We start from the raw sequence: 21334 nt of genomic DNA, 5'->3' as shown, positions 1-21334 counted from the left end.
CTGGAAAGCGAGTAGCCTGGAATGGAAATCACCTTCATTTGACTTAGTAGTGTTCACAAAGAATCCTTTGACCATTTAGTTTTTCAACACTATGAATGACACCGGAATGTCATTGCATCCAATACTTAATCAAGTGAAAAAATCCACCTAATGTTTTGCGAGAAAAAGCAAAAGACCTTATGCGTCCAATGTCCCTTCTCACAAAATGTGAAGTGGATTTTTATTATTTCAAGATTGCAAAAAAGCAATTTTACTATGCATGCTCTTTAGATTTTGTTGCTATAAAGAAGGAGAAAACAAGAGCAAAAATGGCAAAAACAAAAGCAGCTATATATACATAGCTTACACCATTGGCAATCGTTTCCTTTAAAAAACTTACCTCATCAATACTAAAGCCTCCTTTTGCAAATTCACCATTTAATTGAATTTCACCTTTTCCTAACGAAGCCATTTTTTCACTTGTTGTCAGGTTAAAAATCATCCCAAATAGTGCTGCACCAACCGCTTGACTAAATGTATTGGTAAAAGAGTTTAGACCAATGGATATACCGAGCTGTTTCGGGTTTGCCACCTTTTGAATGGAAATCATCAACATTGGCATGATAAAGCCCATCCCTAGTCCGATTAATGATGAAGCGAAATAAGCACTGAAATCGCTAGAACCTGAAGACAGTCTTGCTAGTAATAGTGTACCTATAACCAGTAAAATTGTACCCATTTGAATAATGCGTTTATTTGTTAAACGTCCGATTAAATAACCTGCCATAATAGAGTTCACTGTCCAGAAAATAGACATCGGTGTTAATAATAAACCTGCTTGCGTTGCATTTTTCCCTAGCACACTTTGTGCAAATATCGGAATATAAACTGTCACACCAATCACAATAGACATTCCGCTTAATGTTAATGCATTAATGACCATTAGGCGACCATTTTTAAACAACGTTAACGGAATGATTGGCTCTTCTGCGCGTAGCTCCACCCATATAAAAATACCTAAAAGTACAGCAGCAACTCCGTACATAAGAAGTGATTGGCTCGATAACCAAGCCTGTGTTTTGCTGTTATCGATAATAACATATAATAGCGAAACCATTCCAATTGTAAATAGCGCAGCGCCTAAGTAGTCAATTTTACGCTTCACTGTCTCCAATTGTTCTTGATAATGTTTGACAATTAAATAAATAGAGGCTAAGCCAAATGGTACATTAATGAAAAAAATAAAATGCCAAGATACCTGATCAACAATAAATCCTCCAAATAATGGACCAACCACGCCAGATACTCCCCATACCATACTTAAATAGCTTTGTCCTTTAGCACGCTCCTTTTCGGTCTTAAATAGCTCACCGACCATTGTTAATGTAATTGGTAAAATTGAACCTGCGCCAATACCTTGGATTGCACGAAAGACAATTAATTGCTCCATCGATTGCGCTAAACCACATAACATGGAACCTAGTAAAAAAATAATGATGCCTGTAATAATCATCCGTTTACGCCCAAATAAATCGGCTAACTTTCCAAAAATAATCGCAGCAATGGCCGAAGCTAATAAATAAGCGGAATAAATCCAGCTTATCAAGTCTACGCCTAATAAATCGGCTGTTATGCTTGGAATAGCAGTACTAACAATCGTACCCTCAATTGCAGCAAGTGCTGTTACAAGTAGTAGTGCAATAAATACTTTATTCATCTTGTCACCTTTTCCTTTCCTGCATGACATACATTACCAAGTTTGAGCTGAAAATAAAAGAAGAAAGGATAAATTTTATCAAAAATGTTTGTGAACTACTAGTAAAAATCTCCGCTTCAGGGATTTCCATTTATAACAAATAAAAAAGCAGCAAGTTTGGGAAGTGCCACTTGCTACTTCTTATTCTACTAGTTAAATCGTTGGGCAATCATATCATAAATATAACGCGCTTGGTCATAGTCAGGTTGTAGAGTAAATGCTTGTTTTAGATGATACATCGCCTCTTCTGTTTGTTCTGTAGACACTGCATAAAGTACACCTAAATTATAGTGTGCATCCGCATTATTCCAATCCAGCTCGATTAACTGATCCAGCTCCTTCTTCCCTTCTGTAAACATTTCTAGCGCACAAAGTACAATGGCATAGGCTAAACGAATTTGCGTATCATTTGGAGCAAGTTCTGCTGCACGTTGTAAATAAGGTAATGCCAACTTTTGGTTTTCCATACGCTCAAAGCATTTGCCCATCATATAATAGACATCTGCCCCTTCAATCTGATGTTTTAATGCTTGTTCGTACAACTTGACAGCTTCGGCATAGCGCTCTGCATTGAAATATAAATTGGCTAAACCGTAGTAAGCTGTAGCTGCAGTTTCATCCACAGTGATCGCCTTTTGAAAAAAACGTTCTGCACGTTCTGTATCCTCTAACACGGCTAGCAAATTACCGAAATTTACATAACCAATGGCATTTTCTGGTTCTTCTTCAATTGCTTTTGTAAATAGTTGGGCAGCATCCTCATAACGTTTTTCCTGAAAGGCCTGAATACCCTGTTCATTATAATTCATTCGTTCTTCACCTCTATGTAGCGAAAGACTGCTTCTAGAAGCCAAGAGGCAGTAAAAGCAGTCTTAACGCAAGTTATCCAACATATGTTAGTTTTTCATTACTTTTAAAGACTTCGTCAATTGTTCCGCCACCCAAACATTCTTCTCCACTGTATAGCACTACAGCTTGTCCTGGTGTGATAGCACGTACAGGCTCTGCAAATGTAATGTGTGCACAACCATCTGGTAAAATTTCAACGTCTACTGGTGTATCGGTTTGACGATAGCGGAATTTTGCTGTGCATGAAAATTTCCCAGGCAATTTTTTTGTCGAAGTATAGTTCATTTTCACAGCAGTTAATGATGTAGAGTATGAATACTCATTATCAAAGCCTTGTCCAACAAGTAATACATTGCGCTCTAAATCTTTTCCAAGCACAAACCAAGGCTCTCCGTCTCCACCAATCCCAAGACCATGTCGTTGGCCTAATGTATAGTACATTAATCCGTCATGCTGACCCATGACAACGCCATCCATTGTCTCCATCTTACCAGGTTGCGCCGGTAAATATTGACTTAAAAATTCTTTGAAATTACGTTCTCCAATAAAGCAGATTCCTGTTGAATCCTTTTTCTTAGCTGTCGCTAAACCAGCTTCTTCGGCAATTTTTCGAACCTCTTTTTTCTCAATATCACCAATCGGAAACATAACATGTGATAATTGTTCCTGAGATAGTTGGTTTAGGAAATATGTTTGATCCTTATTATCATCTTTTCCTCGAAGCATTTTTACTTCGCCATCATCACTTCGATCGATTCTAGCATAATGTCCTGTTGCTAAATAATCAGCTCCTAAATCCATCGCATGCTCTAAAAAGGCTTTGAACTTTATTTCCTTATTACACATTACATCAGGATTTGGTGTGCGTCCTGCTTTATATTCTTCTAAAAAGTATGTGAAAACTTTATCCCAATATTGCTTTTCAAAGTTGACCGCATAGTACGGAATCCCAATTTGGTTACATACTTTAATAACATCATCATAATCCTCAGTAGCTGTACAAACCCCATTTTCGTCTGTGTCATCCCAGTTTTTCATAAATATTCCGATTACCTCATACCCCTGTTGTTTCAGCAAATATGCTGCAACCGAAGAATCTACCCCACCTGACATGCCGACAACAACACGAATTTGTGAGGGATCGCGTGTTTCTTTCATTGTGGTCACCTTTTCTTTTCTTCAATTTCCATCAATTTCGCCTTGGCGTAATTGTTGCTGTCGCTTTGCTTTCGCACAGATAAACAATGCGTCCGGNNAGTAGGTGTTTGGACACCCACTTAAAAGGAACCAATACCGCATTTCTCACCACCTGTAGAGGCTGGAGTCTTCTGCTGAATGAAGATAAAACAAGTTAAGCGCAATATACTTTATTTTTTTGCAAGTTTTTTCACGACTGCTGCTGTTTTTTCAGCAGCATATCGTATATCTTCTTCGGTTAAACCTTGTCCAAAGCTAAAACGAATTGAGTTACGTAATTCCTCTGCTCCTTGTCCAAACATTGCAACTAAAACATGAGATGGATCAATGGAACCTGCAGTGCAAGCAGAGCCACTCGATACACAAATACCTGCCATATCAAGATTTACAAGGAAGGACTCTACTTCCATCCCAGTAAAACTCACATTTAAAAGATGTGGAAGTGAATTTTCTACATCTCCATTAACATGGTACGTTAGCTTTTCTTGCGTAAAAACATCAAGCATAATTTGCTTAAAGCGATTGTACAGTGCTCGCTTCTCTTCACGCAAGTCATTTGCAATTTGCACAGCAGTCGAAAAACCAATGATTGCAGGTACATTTTCAGTGCCTGCGCGACGTTTTTTCTCCTGTTGACCACCTAGAGCATAGCTAGCAAGCTGCGTCCCCGCTTTTTGGTAAAGGAAGCCAATCCCTTTAGGACCGTTAATTTTATGCGCAGAAACACTTAGCAAATCCACATGTAAATCAGCAACATTTATCGTCTCTAAACCGTATGCCTGAACTGCATCTGTATGAAAAGTGGCGTTATGTGCTAGTAATAGTTGCCCAATTTCAGCAATCGGTTGAATTGTTCCGACTTCATTATTCCCGTACATAACCGTCACTAAAATCGTATCTTCACGTAATGCATTCCGCACATCTTCTACAGAAACACGGCCCTTTTCATCAACTGGTAAATAGGTAACGTCAAAGCCATCTCGCTCAAGCTTTTCACATGTGTGTAGCACCGCATGATGTTCAATTTGTGTAGTAATAATGTGTTTCCCTTCACTAGCGCGAGCATAAACAGTTCCTAGTATTGCTGTATTATCCGCCTCAGTGCCACCGCTTGTTAGAATGATTTCACTAGGTTGAGCACCAATTGATTTGGCTAATACCTCACGTGCATCATCTAAATATTTCCTTGCCTCTCGACCTGCTCCATGAATACTCGATGCATTCCCATAAACATTCTGCATTGCAACAGTCATAGCTTGGATAACCTTGTCATTCATAGGTGCTGTTGCCGCATGATCGAGATAAATATATGAATTCATGTTGAAAACTCCTTTGTACGAAAAGCGCTAAAGCATCCGCATCCCTACCAAAGAATAACGATGCTTTAGCCTAAACTTAATTAAATATAGAACATATAGCCTTCCACTACATTTTCCTCTGTATATTGTGCTAAATCTTCAATAGTAGTTGTATCCAACACATTTTTCACTGCATCGCGAATGCGAAGCCATAACTCACGCTGAGGTGCCTCCTCATTTTCAATTCCTTCAACTGGCTGAATAGGACCCTCTAAAACACTAATGACATTCGCTGCAGAAATCTCACTCGGTGGATTCGCTAGCATATAACCGCCATAGGCACCACGTACACTCTTTACTAAGCCAGAATTACGTAATGGGGAAACTAATTGCTCTAAATATGCCTCAGATAAATCTTTTTCTGCGGCAATTTTACGTAATGGTATAGGACCTTCTCCATAATGCTTTGCTAATTCAATCATAATTGTTAGCCCATAACGGCCTTTAGTTGAAATTTTCATTTTATCACCCTCAATTAGTCTAGTCAAAAATACTACCAACAGTATATCATAATGTCCTCTTGAAGAACTCGGAAATACTCTTGAATGGTTATGATATACTAATAATTGTGCATTAGTTTGTATTAACAAAATACGTTGACGCTTCATTTCAGCTCATATACGTTACATTTAAAGGGGGTATTTTTTATGCATAACGAACCACTTGCTTACCGCATGCGACCGTTAAGTCTTGATGAAATTGTCGGGCATCAAGAATTTATTGGTCCTACTACCGCTCTTTATAAAATGATTCAAAATGGGCATGTTCCATCTATGCTATTATACGGTGAGCCCGGTATTGGCAAAACGTCCATTGCAAATGCAATAGCCGGAAGCTCAAAGCTCCCCTTCTTTGCTCTGAATGCTACTCGTGCTGGTAAAAAGGACGTTGAGGATATTGTACAGGAAGCAAGAATCTCAGGGAAAGTATTACTTTTTTTAGATGAAATTCATCGCTTTAATAAATTACAGCAGGATACTTTGTTACCACATGTTGAAAATGGCTCAATTGTGCTTATTGGGGCAACTACTGAGAATCCATATCACGATGTTAATCCAGCAATTCGCTCCCGCTGTGGGGAAATCTATCAACTACAACGGCTAACACAGGAAAATCTTATGGAGCTTGTAAAAAAGGCACTTGCTGATGAAAAACGAGGGTTAGGCAAACAGCATTTCATCTTAACAGATGAACAGATTGAACAAATTGCTGGTGCCGCTAACGGAGATGCACGCAAGGCACTAACTTTGCTTGAATCCATTTTTTATGCAAGTGATGAGATAGACGGTCATACCATTGCGGCAGATCATATAATCAAACATCTTATCGGAAGAATCGGTGTATATGGCGACAAAAAAGGGTCTCATTTTTACAATCTATTATCCGCACTACAAAAATCTGTACGCGGTAGTGATACCAACGCCGCACTATATTATTTAGCACATTTACTAGAAACCGGTGATCTAGTCGCTGTCAGCAGACGTTTACTTGTTATGGCTTATGAAGATATAGGACTAGCACAGCCTGATGTCGGTGCACATGTGCTAGCTGCTGTTCAAGCAGCAGAGCGTTTAGGCTTACCAGAGGCCCGCATCCCCCTTGCTAGTGCTGTGATTGAAATGTGCCTAGCATCTAAATCTAATTCCGCTATTGTAGCTATTGATGCTGCCATTGCTAGCATCCACGAAGGTAAGACAGGGGATATTCCACACCATTTACGTGATGCTCATTATGAGGGAGCAAAAGATTTAGGACATGTAGGCTATCAATACCCGCACAACACCCCAATTGGTACATTTGGTGGCTGGGTGAATCAGCAGTATTTACCCAACGAACTAGTCGGAGTTGAATTTTATACGCCAGTTATCGCTGGTGAAGAAAAACGAATGGCAGGTATCTACGAAAAGCTTAAATCTTTTCATAAGGGACAGAAATAAATTCATTGATTTCAAAACATATTTAAAAGGACAATATATGTTATATCACTAATATGTATTGTCCTTTTTACATCTCCATATCGGTTCCATTGAAAGTCCTCTTCCAAGGGTTCGATTCAAAAACATCTGTTAATTCGAGATAAAAAAACAAGACAGACTGCTTAAGCAATCATCCTGTAAAGCTGGGATTGTCTGTTGTGTAACGCTCACTGTAAAATAAGTTCAAACTATCTGCCACATTCCTCATTGATGGTAGCGAATTCGTCTCATTTCCCTCTTGTTCATTTACTTTATCATGTAAATAGTTTAGAAAATTATAGGTTTGATAAAGTAAGCTAGCAAACTCTTGGGCGTTTTCCTTTACCTCATAACGAATTGCCTTCACTGCAATTGCTTGGGCAATTAAATGTTCCCTGGCTATTGGAACTTGCTCATCATCTAAATAATCCTCAGTCACTCTGTATAATAATTTCATTGCCTCATACACTTCCATGTTATTTTGAAATCGATCCTTGAGCCATTGCATGATAAATTGTAAGAGAACAACTGCATAGATAAGTGAGAGACATTCATCTCCTAATGATTTTTTCGACAAACGTTTAAAATGTTCTGTATTTGTCACTAGCTCAAATAAAATTAGCCGAATTGGATATAGCATTGCATGACCGCTGTTGATATATAATTGCTCTCGATCCTTGTACAAAGCCAACCAAAAGTCCCTTACTAGGGAAATCGATTTTCTTGTGGACAATGCTAATTGACATTGAATAAGCTCATATTGAAGTGTAGGCAAAATCAACCGTTGAAATAAAATTTCTTCATCCTCATTTATTAATAACAATGGTTTTTCTAAATTTGCCAAATCTATTTCTGTACCATTGATTAACATTTATAGCCCCCCTTTCTATGAATTTTGCATATAAATATTTCTTATTTTCAAACTATATTTCGACAAAAATTTATAAAAACCTTTTAAGAAAAAAGTCCATTTTTACATAAAATTTTGATATTGCAACACTATTTTTTATAAAAAAATCCGCAAACCTTCATTGGAAAAATACCACCTTACAACACAAGGGTTGTAAGAATTGTAGGCTTAACCACAGAAAGTAAGCAGATTCTAGTTACGTATTCTTTTTTCTGAAATGTAAAAGAAAAGATTATCTGTCAAACTATTCTCTTACTTCTTTATCAACAAATTGTTTAAAATGCTGCAGGCATTGCTTCACTGAACCCTTTTGTTCAAGCACCTTATTTCTTAATGAATCCGCTTTCTCGGCATCATTGACAACTTCCTTATAAAGAGCAAACATGTCGGCTAATAATTGCGCATTCTCCTCTTGTTCGATACTAGGTAGTGAATAGGCAGCAATAGTTAATAATCGCTCGATTTTCTCTGGCGTTTTTTGTAGCGCGTTGGAAGAATAATAGGTTGATGCAGCTAAAAAATAGCATAATTTTGCACTACAATCTATAAACAAATGCCAGTATGTATTGGCATCTGGTATTTCACCTGCCCTTTTAGTAACATACTCTTTATAAAATGTAGTGACCTGTATATATAAAGGATTTAGTTCTCTCATAGCTTTTGGATAATTATTAGATGTATCCAAATAGTCAAATACAATAGCATCCATCTTTTGTTGTAGTTTTACAATATCTAAATGATCACGAATTACTTGAATTTCCATTTTACCACTCTCCCATGTTCTCATTTGTTTTCTAAACGTCATTCCTACTCCCCTAAGCAGTCCTGTACATTCCAAACAAATCGATCTATTATCAATTGGAATTATTCAAATTATAGCAATAAACCAATTCAAGAAGTGTGGTCATGAAGAAAATAAGACAATTTCGTGAATTAATAGCATTTTTGTGTACATAAGATGATCTATTTTGATAGAATTAAATCCTTTGTACATATTCCTCAAATAAAAATTGCTCCTTTGCACGATCAACAATTTCTATAATGCTTCCCTGGACATATTTTTTTATTCTTTGTTTTGGTACATAAAAATAAGCATTGTTTGTGATTAGCCATTCACTAAGCGTCCAATCGCTACCCTGCTGATAATTTGTCAATATACGTTTATGGCGAAGTATGTCTGCCATTTTGTAAAAACCCTCTGATAGTTCATAGGCAGAAACATCAAAATTAAAAATGGGGCTCACAACCTGTCCAGTATCAAAAATATGTATTGTTTGCCCTTGTTCATCAATAGCAAGCTCTACTGTACTGATTTCATCGAACAAATTTAAGCCTCTGTATTCCATTTGGTAGATTTGTTCCACTAATAACCGCCTCCTTTTTTTACAACGTTCCTATTGTAACACAGAAAAAGTAGCTACCTCCAAAGTCAATTGAGACAGCTACTTCTATCAAATTGTTCAATTTTGCTCTTTATTGCTTACACCGCGTAAGAAGGGTTATTATAATTTACTTAAATATTATCCCTGCACACGAGTGATTTTTACATCTTTTAAGATTGTATTCACTACCCAGCTCGCTGCAATTAAACCTGCAACAGAAGGTACAAACGCATTTGAAGATGGTGGCATTTTCGCTTTGCGAATAGCTGCATCTGGCTTCCCAACATGCTCGACAACGTCTGGTCGAACTACAATAGGGCTTTCATCAGAGAATACCACTGTAACCCCTTTATGAATACCTTCCTTGCGTAATTTTGTACGGATAATTTTTGCTAATGGATCTGTGTGAGTTTTTGAAATATCTGCAATTTGGAAGCGAGTAGGGTCCATTTTATTCGCTGCTCCCATACTTGAAATAATTGGAATGTCACGCTTTAAGCATTCCTTCATAATATGAATTTTATACATCACAGTATCACTAGCATCAATCACATAATCAATGCCTTGTGCAAAAAATTCTTCATATGTTTCTTCTGTGTAAAACATATGCATATCAATCACTTCACATTGTGGATTAATATCTGCAATTCGCTCTTTCATAACACCTGACTTCGATTTACCTACTGTCGAAAGATAAGCGACTAATTGGCGATTTACATTCGTGATATCAACATTGTCCTTGTCCACTAAAATAATGCGCCCAATCCCACTTCGTGCACACGCCTCAGCTGCAAATGACCCAACACCCCCTACTCCAAGTATGGCAACTGTTGTATTTTTTAATTTCTCGAGACCCTCTGTACCTATAGCGAGCTCGTTACGTGAAAATTGATGTAACATTCTTACACTCTCCGTCTATTATAATTTTTGTTTTAATACATGTGCAGAAATATGCATTGTGAGAGATACGGCCCTCACTTTATTAGTAAACCTAGTTAAATACTAAGATAAAATCAAACCTATCTTACATTTTATCATGTTATTCTTCAAGTGAAAATTATAACTAAAAAATATTCAACATTTAAAGGGGCATTTGAAAGGTTTTCCCTTCAAATGCCCCTATTTAAACTCGATTAACTGCTTAGTTGTTCATCATTTTTTTGAAAGGATTCTATAAAACCTGAATAAGGCTGGATATTAAGTTCCTTCAAAGCTGCAATGACTGCACCTCCAATTGGTGGAAGCAACGGTGTCATAAATTGTAATGGAATGCCATTAGCATTTGCGAGTTGCTGTAACTTAGGCAGAAAATAACTTTCATTCTCAAATACTCCTCCTACTAAGACAACAGGGACATGCTCTGTTCCCCAAATCATTTGCTTGTAACAAGCTTTAATTGCTCTATAGTGTTTTTGACAAGCATCCTCTAAAATTTTATTGGCAACCTCATCACCCTGATCAGCCATCGCAGTAACATATTTGCTCAAAGGAGCAACAACTGTACGTGGATGATCTTCTCCATAAATACATTCTATTAATTGTGGTACATTAGCTACAGCAAAATAATTTAGTATCGCATCTGTTAAAGCTGTTGCTCTTCCTCTGCCATCATAGCCTTGAAAAATTGCTTTCAACGCTTGTGCCCCCAAATCATATCCACTGCCCTCATCATCAAACAGATACCCCCAGCCTCCTACACGATGAAAAATTTGCTGTTGATCATAGCCCATTGTTATGGCACCAGTTCCTGCTATTTGTACAATACCTGCCTGACCAAGTGTTCCCGAATAAAGGGCAATTATTGCATCATTTTCGACGGAGATAATTGCTTTGCTTGGAACATATTGTCGTACTATTTCTTCTACAGTTCTCTCTGCCTGAAGCTCCTTCACCCCAGCCATACCAGCATAACAACTATGTATAGCTGAAAATACTTGAGAGTTCTGTCGCTGTAAGTTTTGCATGATCGTATGAATTGTTGACTCAAAATAATGAAGATTCATTGCTGTCGGATTACTACGAGTTGTCACTACTTTAGCATAAATATTTCCATGTCCATCACAAAGGACCGCAGATGTTTTTGTGCCTCCACCATCTATCGCTAAAACATACATCATTTTCACCTCTTTCCCCATAAAGAAAAAAGGATTGATTTCTCAACCCCTTTCTCTATTCGCACTATCATCTCGTAAAGCCAAATGATTCCCATGGCTGAATAGATGCTAGTAAAAATTGTTCTTCCTCAACGACTCTAGCTACTATATTGGTTGAGCCAGCATTGGGCATTTCCTTCAACACAATTTGCAGTTCGCCCTTATAACGAATATCCAGATTATTATCAATGGTCACATCGCCCTGTTTTAATGGATTTGTATCATGTGCAGGGAAGTCACCATTTTTATATTTAACGCGTGACTGTGTACTTCGAATCATATATTCTGAAACGTCCCCACGGTTAAAATGAGGCTCCTTAAATAGAATCGCTTCTTCTAAAACAGATGTTTCAGCAGAGGGTACAATTTTAAGCTCAAGTTTTTGACGATTTAATTGACCTAAAGCATGGAGCTCTTCTTCAGAGGCATACATATTTCCAATAATACAATCATCGATTAATCCTGTATGCCATAAATCCTTAGCTTGCACAGTAATTGGTAGATAACGATGCTCTTCTAATGTTGGCAAGCCATGCTCGGTTTGCTCCCAAGGTCCATATTTGGCATGCTGCGATGAAATCATGGCAGCTGTGCGAATATGATTCGTTTTGAACAGCTTAGAGGTAGTTAAAAAGTGCTGACGAGAAAGACCAGTAAAACGCCTTGGATAAAAATTGTGACAGCCTATAATATTATCTTTATTAGGTTGGTAGGATAATATATTTTCTACATACTTAGTACCATTACTAATATTTAATTCTACTTTTATATTACTTGCATCAAGTGACATAAAAGCTTCTTCCTGACCAGAAAACCCCATATCTAAGCGCAAAGCCGCTAAATGATAATGTTCTTTAAAATAGCCGATATCTTTAAAGGGTAAGCCTAGGTCTTCGAAGACTGCTGGTGCAACATCAGCCGAGATATCAAACCCAAGTCGCTGCGCAAATTTATTGATTTGCTGTAATTTTTGCCGCTCCTCATTGTTATTTAACGACATTAGACAGGTAAATATACGATCAAAGCCATTGTTATGGGCTAGCTGGACATAATGCTTCATTTGATCTAGTGTACTATGCTGGGGATAGAGTGAAATACCTAATCTTCTCAATTCAAATACCTCCGTTAATCAGCCATTACACTTCTACTTTTTGACTATTTGATTGTGTAACAGACTGTTTACTTTGAGCCTCCGCTTCAGCAGCTCGTTGCTCATTTTGTTTTGCCATACGATTTGCCATCGATAAGAATGGTAAATAGATACAGATAGCAACAGCAATTAGAACAATACTAAGCACTGCACCGCGCCATGATTGTGTTACTAAAAAACCATTAATAATAGGAGGTGTCGTCCATGGTGCAGCTATTGTCGCTGCTGGTACTAACCCCCATTTAGTTGCAAAGAAGGCAATTGTGACATTGATCATAGGCGTTAAAATAAACGGCACAAATAGAATTGGATTTAAAACAATTGGTAAACCGAATAGCAATGGCTCATTAATGTTAAACAATCCTGGTGCTGCCGAGAGCTTACCGACCGTGTTATACTGTTTGTTCTTCCGCGCAATGATGAAAATAGCAATGATTAAGGCAATTGTAGTACCTGAACCACCCATATTGATAAAAGCATCAAAGAATGGTTTGTTAATAATATACGGTGCTACTTTACCTGCTGAGATTGCTGCAACATTGGCATCAATTGCTTGTAGATTAATCGATTGCATAAATGGTTCAATAATATTTGCCCCATGAATACCAAATGACCATAAAAATGTTGGAATAAACGCTAAAATAAGACCTGCTACCCATGTATTTGTTAAGCCCATAAATGGCTCTTGAACGGTTGAATAAAATGTACCAATAATATCTGGAATATCAAAGCCAGCAGAAATAATTGTACGTACTAATGCTATTAAACCAATTATAATAATTGCTGGTAGTAACGCGGCAAACGACTTTGAAACTGCTGGCGGTACTCCCGCAGGCATTTTTATTAAAAGCTTTGGATTGCCCGATAAACGTGAGAATAATTCAGCAGAAATTAAGGCTGTAATGAGGGCTACAAATATGCCTCCAGTACCTGTCGTTAGCCCTGTTAAGCCGCCCTCCCCAAATGTCCCAAAGGTCATGTAACTAGCAAGCCCTATCACACCACCAGATAACGCATCTTTGTCATAACTTTTTGTTAGGTGGTATGCTACGACAAATGCTAATAATAGTGAGATTATTCCAAATGTCGCACCCCAGATGTTGCCGCCAAACTGAGTCCAGGTTTCGTGCTTCCAAATGGAATCGAGTGCATTTTGATATAGCTCAATAGGAAAAGTATTAATAAGCACAGCAAATGATCCAACAATTGTCAATGGCATGATTGTAATAAACCCATCACGAATGGCAACTAAATGACGTTGATTCCCTACTCTAGCAGCAACTGGCACAAATTTTTCTTCTAAAAAACGGAACATTTCACACACTCCCTTTATTTTTTATTTGGACATCAAAATTTGATGCTACTCCCCTTTGATTCGTTCATATAACTCAATCATTTCCACAGCTAAATCACGAAATGTTATAGCATTCATTAAATGATCCTGCGCATGGATTAGCAGCATGGAAACTTCTACTTTTTCGCCCCTCGCCTCTTGTGACAATAAAGCCGTTTGAGAATGATGTGCTTCAATTAAAGCATCATTAGCAAGCTTTATTTTGTCTTTTGCTTCAACAATATGCCCCTTTTTTGCTAGCTGAATGGCTTCCATGCACTCACTCTTTGTATTGCCACTATGCACAATCAAGCCCATTATGGATGCCATTAATGCAGTTTCTTCCATCGACTTTGCCGCCCCCTTAACCAATTAGCGTTAATGCCTGCTTCAAGACATTTTCACCATTCATCATGCCGTAATCAGCCATATTAATAACATCAATTGGAAAATTCATATCCTTAAATTTTTTTTCAAATGATCCCTTTAAGTACCGAACTTGGGGGCCTAGTAAAAGCACGTCAGGCATTTTCGTAGCTATTACTTTTTCAACCTCCCCCTCAGCAATTGCATAAATATCTGCCTCCATATTTTGATCCTGTGCCGCTTTTTGCATCTTTGACACTAGTAAACTAGTACTCATTCCTGCTACACATACAAGCATAATATTTTTCATTTTCAACACTCCTTTTAATTATTAATATGGTCTTTTTAACTAGCGAAAATTTGTTGTTTTCCAGCTTTGAAATCGCTTACTTAAGTTGAGAATAGCACCAATTGGTATATACCACAATATACTTTTTACACTATTTCCCTCGTTAGAAAATTGTTTCAAAAATTGGGCTATAACCTTCTTTCAGGCGAATAAAAGGATTCACCAAACTGGTATAGTCCAGAAAAAAGTTTAAAAAAAATTTTATAATTCATCTGTATAACCCATTAAAAATACTCGTAAAAGGCGGGTTTCTCAGTAGGTATTGCAAGCTGCCATCGCTCAACAAGCTCTTTTGTTGGCTGTTTATGGGCATATTCAACTGCTTCGCTTACGGAAAGGTAGCCTATCATCATAGCAGAAAAAAGATTGATTGGTAATGCTAACATATGCATCGCAGGGATTGAATTAGTCTCTACAATTGAAACATTTCCATCTTTATTTATTTTAAAGATATGCTCATTCCATGCACAAAAGGAATCTTCTATACGTACATACAAGGGCTCTTGCATTTCCTGCCATGAATATTGCTGCATAAAAGAGAGAACATCCACTATTCGAATCATGACATCTTGAACAACCTCTCTTTTAAACTGTGGTTCTTTAAAATGAAAGCCAAAGTGATGGTCGCTAGAGGTAATTCCCTTAATGCTAGTAACACTTGTAGCATGTGATGTGACAAAGCGCCAAATTGCTTGTTCTGCTAGTAAATTCTCTGCTATAAAATCATGAATTTCAAATATTTCATTGTGTATCATATAACGAATATAGCCTGCTACATTATCAGAATTATAGTAGGCCGCCAAATGACTGTCTGGCATCCTTCTCTCTATCCTTTGCCACCACGCATTATTTCGTAGCATACCTCCATTACGAGTAAGTGCCTGTGCATTATGAAAATCCTTAATGTCACGATAAAGGCCATTATCTTGGCATTCAAAGCTCATGCGCTTAATAACATCTAATTGTTTTCCGAAATTAGGAAATAGCATTTGCGGAATGGAGTAATGTAGTTTTTCAAAAAATAGCTCCCAGCCAAAATAACGATAAAAGGAAACAGAAAAAGGGGCTAAGACAGATACGGATTGCCCGTTTTCCCTCATTTTCAATAATGCTGCTGTCATTAGCTTTTTAATAATTCCCTGCTGCCGATATTCTGGATAGGTGGCTACAAAGCCAATTCCGCCCATAGCATAACTCTTACCATGTACAGTTATATTAAGAGGTAATATTAGTAGCTGACCAACTACCTTCTGTGCATCATAAGCCCCGAGCGTTATGCTATGCTCAATCCAGTATTGAAAATCCTCACGGCGTGCTCCTATATATTTATTAGGAAAACAATAATCTCTTAGTTGATGTACCTGACAATAATCCACTGGTGGAATCATCTTTATATCCATAAAACAAATCACCCCTATTCAATACTGAATATTCTTGAAATTCACAAACTTATTAAGTGCGTTTTTACATACTCCTTCACTTCATCTGCTGTAGAGAGTAGTAAAATGCGCTCAATATGTAGCATTGATTGCTGCTTTGAAAGCTTAGCAATATGCGCTCTCGTTTTTAGAATAGAGGAGGCACTCATCGAGAATTCATTTAACCCCAATCCTAGTAAAATTGGTATGGCTATTTCATCTGCCGCCATTTCTCCACACATACCTACCCATTTACCTTGCTGATGGGCTGCAACAATAACATTTTTTATTAATCTTAAAACGGCTGGATGGTATGGCTGGTATAAATAAGATACATTTTCATTCATGCGATCTGCCGCTAATGTGTATTGAATTAAATCATTTGTACCAATTGAAAAAAAATCTACTTCCTTAGCAAAAATGTCCGCAATAATAGCTGCTGATGGGATTTCAATCATTATGCCGATCTCTATATTTTCAGCTACTAAATAGCCATTATTTTTTAAATATTGCTGTTCCTCAAGAAGAATGGCCTTTGCACTTAGAAATTCATCCAAAGTTGCAATCATTGGGAACATTATCTTTAAATGACCATAGGCACCTGCCCTTAATAAGGCTCGAAGCTGTTCACGAAAAATATCGTGCTGTGTTAAGCTAATTCGAATTGCTCGATAGCCTAGAAAAGGGTTCATTTCTGCTGATAGTTTTAAATAAGGTAGATGCTTATCACCGCCGATATCTAAGGTCCGAACAATTGTTGGCTTTCCTTGCATTTTCTCAAGTACACTTTTATAGGCTTGAAACTGTTCCTCCTCAGAAGGTAGCTCCTGACGTTCCATATATAAAAATTCCGTTCGAAAAAGACCTACACCATCACCACCAGCATTTAGAACCATATCTACGTCCTCTGGTTTACCAATATTACCGGCTATTTCTATAGTGCATCCATCAGCGCTAAAGCTTGCCATTGAACGGTACTGGAGAAGCTCTTCATACGCGGCTATGTGCTGTTTATGTTGTTGCTTGTAAACACTTAATACTTCTGAGGTAGGGTTCACAATAATTTTGCCATTTGTACCATCTAAAATAATCGGAGTCCCTTGTTGAATGACTTGTGTAGCGTTTTTAGTACCTACTACTGCCGGAATCTCTAATGTTCGTGCCAGTATAGCAGAATGAGACGTTTTACCACCAATATCCGTAATAAACCCCTTTACATACTTCGTATTTAGCATCGCTGTCATAGAGGGTGTTAAATCCGGTGCAACAATGACAACATCAGAGGTTAAACGATTCATATCTACCATTTCAATGCCTAGCAAATGCCCTAAAACTCGTTTAGAGACATCTCTGATATCTGCTACTCGCTCCTGCATATAAATATTGTCGATCCTCTCAAACATCTCGATATACATATTCGCTACTTCATCTAAGGCATACTCAGCATTCATCCCTGATACAATTTTCGACTCAGTTGCTGCAATCATTTCTGGGTCTTCTAACACTAATAAATGTGCGGCAAAAATCGCTGCCTTGTCTGCACCAAATTTGACCTGAGCAATTTCGTAAATCTCTTGAAGCTCCTTTTTTGCTTTGCCCCTAGCAGTCTTGAATCTTTCTAGTTCTTCTTGTACATCCAAAACAGTTACTTTTTCAAACGATAAATCTGGGTCCTTTAAACAATATGCCTTTGCAAAGCTGATGCCATCAGACACTGCTATTCCCTGTATTTCTAACATTCCTCACCAATTCCTTTAGAAATGAGTACTTCTGTCACGGTTTGAAAAAGCTTCTCTGCATCAGGACCCTCTGCTGAAATTTCCACAATGCTTCCCGGAGTAACTCCCTGAGCCATAACACCCATAATTGATTTTAAATTTACGGACTTTTCCTTATATGTTAAGGCAACATCACATTCAAATGGTGTAACAGCAGTTACAAGTAATGCTGCAGGTCTAGCATGTAGTCCCTCTGGCGCTGTTATTTTATACATCTTTTTCATCGATATCCCCTCCGTTTTTTCAATTAAAATTAATCCGATGTTGATAATTAGCCATCAAAGCCTCATTATGAGACCGATTGGATTCAACATTATTGCTTTCAAAAACTGGTAAAACACAACCTTCGCTTGCCATATTCTTAATCACTTCACCAAATAATGCATTTAAAATAAATGACCCAATCACTGTGGAAGCGGGTGCAAACTGTATTTTATTGTAGCTTAGAACACCATCGCCTATTGGTGTATGCGTATTGATCATTATATCCACGATTTCCTCTAAACGTTTTCCACTTGGATGGCGCGATGGCTGATTATAATAGTTAAGAGACTGTAGTGATATAACGACTACCCCTGATTGTTTCGCTAGAAGAGCTGCATCTATTGGGGCAGGATTTCGACCAGAAGTTGAGATAACGATACATACATCATTTTCATGAAAGTCAAATTGCTCCTTATATTGCTCAATAATCGTCGGGTCCTTTTCATTTTTAGATGATGTTAATGCACCTGCATGTAATGTTAAAGGTTCAATAATGATTGGGCGTACAGGCACAAGCCCCCCCGCACGATAAAATGCATCCTGCGCTAAAAGTTGAGAATGACCACAGCCAAATAATTGCACAATACCACCAAGTTGAAGCTGTTCCACAATTAACTGTGCAGCTTCAGCAATTTGAGCATGTTCTTGCTCTTGCACGGTTTGCATTAGCTTTTGTATTTCTAGAAAGTATGCATACATAGAATCACCTTTTAATTTCACTAATGAATTTGTAACGATCAGCTCGATAAGTACTACGCACAAGCTCAAACGGAACGCCATCAGATAAATAACTTGTACGTTTAATAATTAAGACAGGTGCTGTATGATTAATTTGCAAAAATTTACTATCTTCTTTTGTAACAATAGCTGCCTCCATTTGTTGAATGGCATTGCCAATTTTTTGATGGAACTTTGCTTCAATCAAGGCATACAATGACCCCATAATTTTCTTTTCATCTAGCTCTGGATACACTTTTACAGGAATATATGTTCTTTCAATTGCCATTGGCTTAGAATCCGCGTTACGAATTCGTACTACAAAAAATACCTCTTCCCCAGCCCCTAACATTAAATCTCTTGCCACATCAACTGGGGGTACAATTTTTTCAAATCGAAGAACTCTACTGCTAGGTTCCATCCCTCTAGCTCTCATGTCCTCAGTGAAACTCGTTAATCCCTTTAATGGTTGCTCCAATTTTGGATTAGCTACATAGGTGCCTCTTCCTTTTTCTCGGTACAGTAAGCCACTATTCACTAAGTTTGTAATAGATTGACGAACAGTCATTCTACTGACATCAAATTGCGTTGAAAGCTCACGTTCAGAAGGAATGTTTTCTCCAATCTTGTATTCTTCTAAATAAATGCGTTGTTTAATAATCTCTTCTATTTGTATATAGATAGGTATATGAGAATTTTTATCTAACAAGTCTTGCACCATCCTTATCGCCTCTTTACTTTCATTTCTCAAATACAACTTTACCCTGACAAATAGTTTTTTGCACATTTAATTTTTCATCAAGTAATACAAAATCTGCATCAAAGCCTTCCATGATACGTCCCTTAGTTGTAAGCTTTAATTGCTCAGCAGCATTTGTAGAGGACATTGCAACAATTTCCTGCCATGAGCAATTTGTGATTGCTTTCATATTTTTTACTGCTTGTTCCATCGTTAACACGCTGCCAGCTAAAGCTCCATTAGACAAATGTGCCCCAGCCTTGGAAACATGAACAGTTTGACCCCCTAAATCAAAATCACCGTACTGTAAGCCTTTCGCCCGCATCGCATCGGTAATTAAAATTATTCCTTTAGCTCCCTTTGACCGATACGCTAGTTTGATAGCCTGAGGATGACTATGCACAAAATCAGCAATGATCTCGACCTTCACCGCATCCTCTACTAACACTCCTCCAACGACACCCGGATTACGGTGATGAAAAGGACGCATTTGATTATATAAATGTGTAGCCTGGCTTACACCCAGTTCAACTGCCCTCTCCACATCCTCAATGGTTGCATCAGAATGCCCTATAGAGGGAATTATCTGTGAGCCCCTTAATGATTCAAGAAAGGCAAAGCCTCCTTCTACCTCAGGGGCAATCGTAATTTGTTTGATACGTTGGTTACTTATTTTTTGCCATGCTGCAAATTGTTCGATGGAGGGTAATATAATGTATTCAACTGGCTGTGCACCTGCCCTTTTTTTTGAAACATATGGTCCCTCTACATGAACTCCTAGTAAGCATGCTTCATCTTCACTATTTTCAAAAAGTGCAATATTGGCTAAAGCGCTTTCAATTGCTTCTATTGATTGTGTCATTGTAGTAGCAAGAAAGCCTGTTACTCCCTCTTTTACTAAAGAACGGGCTATCTGATGTAAGGCAGATGGGGTGGCATCCATCGTATCGTGACCAGCAGAACCATGAATATGCATATCTATATAGCCAGGAAGCAAGAACCAATTTTTATCTTTGCCATCAATATAATGCTCAGCACGGTCGGATAATGCGTGACTTATTTTTTTGATTTTACCGTTGTTAATCAGCAAGTCGCCCTTATACGGTAGCTTATCGTGATGAACTATCGTAACATTTGAAATTAATAATGTCCCCTTCAATGAGTCACCCCCTTTATTCCCCTATGAAGGAGTATTGCTGAATCAAACAAGCTACCAATATTTATTTGGTATAGTTGTCTATACCAATTATATGACGCTTTCACAAAAATAAAAAGTAATTTTTTCATATTTTCTAAATTTTTCTTCAAATTTTAATTATTCACTAGCCTATCGATGAAATTATTGTTTTGGGGCAATAAAAAAAAGAGCAATACACGCTCCTTTTGTTTCACTTTGTATGGACGAATCCCGATTGTGCAGCAATGCCAAGAAACATTCGTTTTGAACCCGCAAGTCGCAGGGGGGTGCCCGCTTTGCAGTTTTAAACGTCCCGCTCCTTGTTAGGGCATGTTTGCGACTACAAAATGAAGGCTCCCAATTCTATAATGTTCGGTCAAAACTGTTAAGTAGAATCAGCAGATAAACAAACACATCAGGATTCGTATTACAGTTATCATAACACCATATTTCAGATAATTCAAACTATTTTTCGTTAAAAAATGCGAAAACACAAAAAATACC

General features: G+C 37.7%; 21 protein-coding genes and 1 other RNA gene. 1 reads left to right on the top strand and 21 read right to left on the bottom strand.

All coding sequences use genetic code 11. The annotated features are described in order from the left end of the window. Positions 1-253: 253 nt before the first annotated feature. The 5 genes from B2R82_RS16460 to cymR all read right to left on the bottom strand — a co-directional run bounded on the left by B2R82_RS16460 (position 254) and on the right by cymR (position 5600). Positions 254-1696, bottom strand: a complete 1443-nt coding sequence (locus tag B2R82_RS16460) for an MDR family MFS transporter (protein WP_286925965.1) — start codon at positions 1694-1696, stop codon at positions 254-256. A gap of 188 nt (positions 1697-1884) precedes the next feature. Then, positions 1885-2544, bottom strand: coding sequence for a tetratricopeptide repeat protein (locus tag B2R82_RS16455; RefSeq protein WP_286925963.1), 660 nt, complete (start codon positions 2542-2544; stop codon positions 1885-1887). 73 nt (positions 2545-2617) lie between these two features. Then, positions 2618-3742 (bottom strand): tRNA 2-thiouridine(34) synthase MnmA, encoded by a 1125-nt coding sequence (gene mnmA, locus B2R82_RS16450; RefSeq protein WP_286925961.1) that lies wholly within the window; start codon positions 3740-3742, stop codon positions 2618-2620. Between the two features lie 209 nt (positions 3743-3951). Continuing rightward, complete coding sequence (locus tag B2R82_RS16445; RefSeq protein WP_286925960.1) at positions 3952-5100, bottom strand: cysteine desulfurase family protein; 1149 nt, start codon at positions 5098-5100, stop codon at positions 3952-3954. A gap of 80 nt (positions 5101-5180) precedes the next feature. After that, positions 5181-5600: a cysteine metabolism transcriptional regulator CymR gene (gene cymR, locus B2R82_RS16440; protein ID WP_054771150.1), complete on the bottom strand. Its 420-nt coding sequence runs from the start codon at positions 5598-5600 to the stop codon at positions 5181-5183. Positions 5601-5786: 186 nt separating this feature from the next. Between cymR and B2R82_RS16435 the strand changes: the two genes are divergently transcribed. Next, a complete protein-coding gene (locus tag B2R82_RS16435) occupies positions 5787-7076 on the top strand; it encodes a replication-associated recombination protein A (RefSeq protein ID WP_286925958.1) in 1290 nt (429 codons plus the stop codon). Positions 7077-7245: 169 nt separating this feature from the next. On the opposite strand, the gene B2R82_RS16430 is transcribed toward B2R82_RS16435, so the two are convergent. From B2R82_RS16430 to ssrS, 16 genes are all read right to left on the bottom strand, one after another. Next, on the bottom strand, positions 7246-7965 hold the full coding sequence (locus B2R82_RS16430) for a hypothetical protein (RefSeq protein ID WP_286925956.1): 720 nt from the start codon (positions 7963-7965) through the stop codon (positions 7246-7248). A 283-nt stretch (positions 7966-8248) separates the two neighbouring features. Beyond that, positions 8249-8767 carry a hypothetical protein gene (locus tag B2R82_RS16425; protein ID WP_286925955.1) on the bottom strand — a complete coding sequence of 173 codons (519 nt, stop codon included), beginning with the start codon at positions 8765-8767 and terminating at the stop codon, positions 8249-8251. Between the two features lie 214 nt (positions 8768-8981). Then, positions 8982-9368, bottom strand: a complete 387-nt coding sequence (locus B2R82_RS16420; RefSeq protein ID WP_283868868.1) for a hypothetical protein — start codon at positions 9366-9368, stop codon at positions 8982-8984. Positions 9369-9524: 156 nt separating this feature from the next. Continuing rightward, positions 9525-10286 carry a tRNA threonylcarbamoyladenosine dehydratase gene (locus B2R82_RS16415; RefSeq protein ID WP_283868869.1) on the bottom strand — a complete coding sequence of 254 codons (762 nt, stop codon included), beginning with the start codon at positions 10284-10286 and terminating at the stop codon, positions 9525-9527. Positions 10287-10519: 233 nt separating this feature from the next. Continuing rightward, entirely contained in the window at positions 10520-11521 is a 1002-nt protein-coding gene (locus tag B2R82_RS16410; protein ID WP_286925954.1) for an N-acetylglucosamine kinase, read from the bottom strand. Between the two features lie 46 nt (positions 11522-11567). After that, complete coding sequence (locus B2R82_RS16405; RefSeq protein ID WP_286925953.1) at positions 11568-12650, bottom strand: DUF871 domain-containing protein; 1083 nt, start codon at positions 12648-12650, stop codon at positions 11568-11570. A gap of 25 nt (positions 12651-12675) precedes the next feature. After that, positions 12676-14004, bottom strand: a complete 1329-nt coding sequence (locus tag B2R82_RS16400) for a PTS sugar transporter subunit IIC (RefSeq protein WP_286925951.1) — start codon at positions 14002-14004, stop codon at positions 12676-12678. A 45-nt stretch (positions 14005-14049) separates the two neighbouring features. After that, positions 14050-14370 (bottom strand): PTS lactose/cellobiose transporter subunit IIA, encoded by a 321-nt coding sequence (locus B2R82_RS16395; RefSeq protein ID WP_283868873.1) that lies wholly within the window; start codon positions 14368-14370, stop codon positions 14050-14052. Between the two features lie 16 nt (positions 14371-14386). Then, positions 14387-14698, bottom strand: coding sequence for a PTS sugar transporter subunit IIB (locus tag B2R82_RS16390; protein ID WP_054771320.1), 312 nt, complete (start codon positions 14696-14698; stop codon positions 14387-14389). Positions 14699-14961: 263 nt separating this feature from the next. Then, positions 14962-16137, bottom strand: a complete 1176-nt coding sequence (locus B2R82_RS16385; protein WP_286925948.1) for a GNAT family N-acetyltransferase — start codon at positions 16135-16137, stop codon at positions 14962-14964. A 41-nt stretch (positions 16138-16178) separates the two neighbouring features. Then, positions 16179-17894 (bottom strand): phosphoenolpyruvate--protein phosphotransferase, encoded by a 1716-nt coding sequence (gene ptsP / locus B2R82_RS16380; RefSeq protein ID WP_286925946.1) that lies wholly within the window; start codon positions 17892-17894, stop codon positions 16179-16181. Next, positions 17888-18157, bottom strand: coding sequence for an HPr family phosphocarrier protein (locus tag B2R82_RS16375; RefSeq protein WP_054771321.1), 270 nt, complete (start codon positions 18155-18157; stop codon positions 17888-17890). Before B2R82_RS16375 ends, ptsP begins: the two co-directional genes overlap by 7 nt. A gap of 19 nt (positions 18158-18176) precedes the next feature. Further along, positions 18177-18896, bottom strand: coding sequence for an SIS domain-containing protein (locus tag B2R82_RS16370; protein ID WP_286925972.1), 720 nt, complete (start codon positions 18894-18896; stop codon positions 18177-18179). Between the two features lie 4 nt (positions 18897-18900). Next, entirely contained in the window at positions 18901-19623 is a 723-nt protein-coding gene (locus B2R82_RS16365) for a GntR family transcriptional regulator (protein WP_349680281.1), read from the bottom strand. A 31-nt stretch (positions 19624-19654) separates the two neighbouring features. Further along, positions 19655-20812, bottom strand: coding sequence for an N-acetylglucosamine-6-phosphate deacetylase (gene nagA, locus B2R82_RS16360; protein ID WP_286925941.1), 1158 nt, complete (start codon positions 20810-20812; stop codon positions 19655-19657). Between the two features lie 242 nt (positions 20813-21054). Beyond that, positions 21055-21255, bottom strand: a non-coding RNA gene (ssrS, locus tag B2R82_RS16355) — 6S RNA. Positions 21256-21334: the final 79 nt, after the last annotated feature.

The sequence above is a fragment of the Lysinibacillus sp. UBA6686 genome (assembly GCF_002455205.1).
Lineage (GTDB): Bacteria > Bacillota > Bacilli > Bacillales_A > Planococcaceae > Lysinibacillus > Lysinibacillus pakistanensis.
This window is presented reverse-complemented; position numbering and strand designations above follow the sequence as displayed.